Genomic DNA, 4,383 nt, shown 5'->3' on the forward strand with positions numbered 1-4,383 from the left:
TACTTAAATCTAAAGCGCCATCAAAAGTCATTTTCAAATTAGGATCATCAATCTGGATGTCTCCAATGTAATTAGGACTCGCAAGATTACCGTTTAAAGTAATATTTGTATAATTATAACCTTTAAACTCTATTTGGCTAACTTGACCATTCACCGCAGTGTTCAAATATTTTTGATTAAACCCTTGACCATCAACGTTAATATCAAGAGAAACTTTTCCTAAATCTTTCTGATCAATCATAGTCCCTAGATCAAAATCTTCTAAGATTACAGTACCAATGTAGGAAGCTTTATCAATTTCATTGATATTATTAATGTATAAATCTGAAGTTACCTTCCCTAAAGCTGTCATCATAGAAAAATCAGCTTCAACGGCTGTTGTTGTAACAGATGCTGTACCTTCAGTTGTAAAACGTCCTAATTTTTGCAGAGAAGTAGGCAGTTTATTGCCTAAAATGTTAGGCAAAATAACCACTAAATCCTCATAAGTAGAAGTTAATTTATCAAACTTAGAAAACATTGAAAATTGCTGCCCTTTTCTAGCAAATAAATTCTTGAAATTGATATCTCCTATTAACTGTGTTTTTCGATCATCAATTAAATTCAACTTATAAAACTGCAAATCATTCAGCGTTCCCTTGATCTTTGATTTTAAATTGAAATGTTGGTTTTTACCTAATTCTTTGTAAAAATGCCGAATATCATTAGATGCAATAGATGCCGCATCAAGTTGAATATCAAATACTACTTTATCATTAAAATTAGAAAAATCTTCAATTTTATACTTCAGAACAACTTCTCCTTTGAGTGAGGATTCCTTAGTTTGCAAATCTAGATTTTCAAGTTTGATATTTTTTTTGGAATATGAAAATTTGGATTTCAAATTTTTAACATACAATCCTCTAAAATCTAGAAAGGACATCTTATTAATACTGGTAGAAACTTCTGGTCCAAAAATTAAAAAATCAGTAACCGATGCATTCAATTTTGTGAAATCTACATCTTTTGGGATTTCTCTGTTTTCATCAATTAATATAAACCTTCCATCATAAATTTGTAAAGTATTGGCTTTTAATAAAAACTTTCGACTGGAACGTTTTCCAGTTTCAAATGAATTAATGAATTTATCAATATTGGTCTCTTTTTCACCCTTGTATGTTTTTAGGTTAAAAAGTAATCCGTATACATCCAGATTATCAAAAATAAGATCTCCATTCAGCATTTTTTTGCCTTCAAGAATAGTGGTAGCAATGCGCTCAGAATATATCAAAGTATCCTTTCGGTGATCTCTAATTAGGACATTTTTAAATTTAACACCTCCAAAAACAGAAATTGAAACACCTTCAACATTTATATTAGTACCAAAATCTTTATTTACAGTATCTGTAAAATAACGTGCAATGCGAGTTTGCACGGCAGGCATTGTAAGAGCAATACCTGCAATAAGCAGCAATACTACTAGCCCAAGCAACACCCGAAAAACTATTTTAATTACTTTTTTGATACTTAATTGAATTTATTCATTTAAAATTTAATTTTGCTTTTGCAAACACAACTTCCTTTGCTAAAAATTCTCTAATTTTGAAAATTACAAATGTTATCCGTACAACACGTACAAATTGTAACTCAAAATTCATACCCATTTATGCAAAATCCTGAGGTTTTTATACTTGCAATAGAAAGTTCTTGCGATGATACCGCCGCTGCAGTTTTAAAAAACGACAAAGTACTATCAAATGTTGTAGCAAACCAACTTATTCACAATCAATACGGGGGTGTTGTTCCTGAACTTGCCTCTAGAGCTCATCAACAAAACATTGTTCCTGTAGTAGATGCTGCACTTAAAAAAGCAAATATACAAAAAGAACAGCTATCTGCAATTGCATTCACACAAGGTCCTGGCCTTATGGGCTCCTTGCTGGTAGGAAGCTCTTTTGCAAAATCATTGGCTCTAGCCTTAAACATTCCGCTTCTTGCAATAAATCACATGCAAGCTCATGTTTTAGCGCATTTTATTGATGAAGAAGGATTTGAAAAACCAAGCTTTCCATTTTTAGCATTAACTATAAGTGGAGGCCATACTCAAATTATAAAGGTAGAAGATTATTTTACCATGACCATAATTGGCGAAACCACTGATGATGCTGTAGGCGAAGCATTTGATAAAAGTGCCAAAATCCTTGGACTTCCCTATCCTGGCGGTCCTTTAATAGACAAATATGCTCAACTAGGTAACCCAAAAGCATTTCCATTTACTAAGCCTAAGGTGGCTGGATTAGATTTTAGTTTTTCAGGATTAAAGACTGCAATTCTCTATTTTATTCAAAAGAAAACTGCCGAAAATCCAAATTTTGTAACGGAAAACCTAAATGATATTTGCGCATCAATACAGCATACTATTATAGAAATTTTAATGGATAAAATAAAGCTTGCTGTAAAAGAAACAGGTATTAAACAAATTGCAATTGGAGGCGGCGTATCTGCAAACTCCGGCATAAGGACTACTTTAAAGGAAACCGAAAAAAAATACGGTTGGAAAACCTATATACCAAAATTTGAATACACAACCGATAACGCTGCAATGATAGGAATTGTAGGATATCAAAAATATTTATCACAAACATTTGAAAACTCTAATGTAGTTTCAAAAGCTAGAATACAATTTTAAAAAAACTATGCAATTATTTTACAACCCTACAATAGATGAAAACACTCAAAATTTTTCATTTGACAAAGAAGAAAGCAAACACATAATAAAAGTTTTACGCAAGAAAGATGCGGATATTCTTCATGTTACTAATGGTAATGGTTTATTGTTTACAACCCAAATAACATTAGCATCAGACAATAAATGCACTGTTGATATTATTTCGTTTATACAAATAGCACCTTCAACTTTTAAACTTCATCTTGCAGTTGCTCCTACCAAAATGAACGACCGTTACGAATGGTTCCTTGAAAAAGCAACCGAAATTGGAGTTCATGAAATCACACCTGTGTTTTGTGATCGATCAGAACGAAAAAACATTAATAAAGAACGTTTTGAAAAAATAGTGTTAACTGCTATGAAACAATCAAACGCCGTTTTTTTACCAAAAATAAATGATGCTGTATCTTTTAAAGATTTTATAAAACTCAATCCTTCAGGTGTAAAAATCATAGCACATTGCGAGGAAACTGAAAAAAAATCATTGAAAAATATCTTACAAAAAAACCTAGACTATACCATTTTGATAGGTCCAGAAGGAGATTTTTCAGAAAAAGAAATACAACTAGCACTCGAAAATGAATACACTCCTGTGATGCTAGGCGAAACACGATTAAGAACTGAAACTGCTGCAATTGTTGCCTGTCACAGTGTTATTTTCACAAATGAAAACTAAAATCAATTCTATGAAACATTTTTTTTATTTCATAATCCTTTTTAGCTCCAGCTTATTTGCGCAGGAAATTGCATTAGTAAAATACAGCGGTGGCGGAGATTGGTATGCAAATCCTACTTCATTGCCTAACTTAATTAAATTTTGCAACAGCACAATCAATACCCGCATTAAACAAAAACCAGCTACTGTTGAAACATCAAGCCCTGATTTATTGTCTTATCCTTATATTCATTTAACAGGGCATGGCAATGTAGTTTTTAATGAAACCGAAGTTAGTAATCTTAGAAATTATTTAGTAGCAGGTGGTTTTTTGCATGTTGATGACAACTACGGCATGGATCAATATATTAAAAAAGAAATAAAGAAAATTTTTCCAAATACAAATTTGGTAGAAATACCTGCAACACATCCCATTTTTCAAAAACCATTTACTTTCCCAAATGGACTACCCAAAATTCATGAGCATGACGGCAAAAGACCACAAGCTTTTGGAATATTTATCGAAAATAAACTTGTTTTATTATACACCTATGAAAGTGATCTAGGTGACGGTTGGGAAGACCCAGAAGTAAACAATGACCCTAAAGAAGTACGTGATAAAGCACTAAAAATGGGTGCAAATATCATTAATTACATTTTTAACAATTAATTCTATTTTTATTAATTAGGGTAAATTCCATGAAATTCATAATAGGCATCTAAATTAAGTATCTATCTTAATTTAGATGCCTATTGTTTATTCATAAATCAAAATACAATCCTTTATATACTTGCTGCACAGTCTATAAGACAACAAGAACTTTTTTTGAGTAAAAAAGCTCCCCTAATTCCATAACTTCTAAATAACGAAATTAGATATTTCTTATTAAATTAATGAATATTTAAACAATATGATATTTTACTTCCTAAATTACTTTCGTATTCTTAGATTGAAATTGATTTTACACATTTTTTAAAGGATACTATATCAGAAAATTCACGATTTTAAAAAAAATTAAAA

Annotated in this window: 3 protein-coding genes and 1 pseudogene; 3 read left to right on the plus strand and 1 reads right to left on the minus strand. The window is 31.1% G+C overall.

Translation table 11 applies throughout. The features are described from left to right. Positions 1-1,474, minus strand: a pseudogene (locus FPG59_RS14325) (translocation/assembly module TamB); the annotation flags it as partial. A 171-nt stretch (positions 1,475-1,645) separates the two neighbouring features. On the opposite strand from FPG59_RS14325, the gene tsaD reads away from it, so the two are divergent. From tsaD to FPG59_RS14340, 3 genes are read left to right on the plus strand one after another with little or no spacing between them, the layout of a single operon-like run. Next, positions 1,646-2,668, plus strand: a complete 1,023-nt coding sequence (gene tsaD / locus FPG59_RS14330) for a tRNA (adenosine(37)-N6)-threonylcarbamoyltransferase complex transferase subunit TsaD (protein WP_086455257.1) — start codon at positions 1,646-1,648, stop codon at positions 2,666-2,668. 7 nt (positions 2,669-2,675) lie between these two features. Next, positions 2,676-3,383 (plus strand): 16S rRNA (uracil(1498)-N(3))-methyltransferase, encoded by a 708-nt coding sequence (locus FPG59_RS14335; RefSeq protein ID WP_086455258.1) that lies wholly within the window; start codon positions 2,676-2,678, stop codon positions 3,381-3,383. 10 nt (positions 3,384-3,393) lie between these two features. Further along, positions 3,394-4,032, plus strand: a complete 639-nt coding sequence (locus tag FPG59_RS14340; protein WP_086455259.1) for a DUF4159 domain-containing protein — start codon at positions 3,394-3,396, stop codon at positions 4,030-4,032. The last annotated feature ends 351 nt before the right edge of the window (positions 4,033-4,383 follow it).

It is taken from the genome of Flavobacterium sp. FPG59 (assembly GCF_002150205.1).
Taxonomy (GTDB): Bacteria; Bacteroidota; Bacteroidia; order Flavobacteriales; family Flavobacteriaceae; genus Flavobacterium.